Origin of the sequence: Streptomyces cyaneofuscatus (genome assembly GCF_000718135.1) — a bacterium.
Taxonomy (GTDB): Bacteria; Actinomycetota; Actinomycetes; order Streptomycetales; family Streptomycetaceae; genus Streptomyces; species Streptomyces cyaneofuscatus.
The window spans coordinates 1-380 of record NZ_JOEM01000087.1 but is presented as its reverse complement, the minus strand read 5'-3'; the positions used below and the strand labels follow the sequence as shown (position 1 = coordinate 380).

General features: G+C 65.3%; 1 protein-coding gene. It reads left to right on the top strand.

The genetic code is table 11. The features are described 5' to 3' along the window. On the top strand, positions 1–325 hold a 325-nt coding region (locus IF17_RS0135875; RefSeq protein WP_030575435.1), incomplete at its 5' end, for a glutamine amidotransferase-related protein. Positions 326–380 lie beyond the last annotated feature (55 nt).

Genomic DNA, 380 nt, shown 5'->3' with positions numbered 1-380 from the left:
GCTGGGGTTCGGTACGTACAAGCTGAAGTACGGGCACCGTGGGATCAACCAGCCGGTGCAGGACCGCACCACGGGCAAGGTCGAGGTCACGGCCCACAATCACGGGTTCGCCGTCGACGCCCCTCTCGACAAGGTGTCGGACACCGAGTTCGGCCGTGCCGAGGTGTCCCATGTGTGCCTGAACGACCAGGTCGTCGAAGGCCTCCAGCTCCTGGACCGTCCCGCCTTCAGCGTTCAGTACCACCCGGAGGCGGCCGCCGGCCCCCACGATGCCGCTTACCTGTTCGATCGTTTCGTTTCTCTGATGGAGGGCCAGCGTGCCTAAGCGCTCCGATATCCAGTCCGTCCTGGTCATCGGCTCGGGTCCGATCGTCATCGGC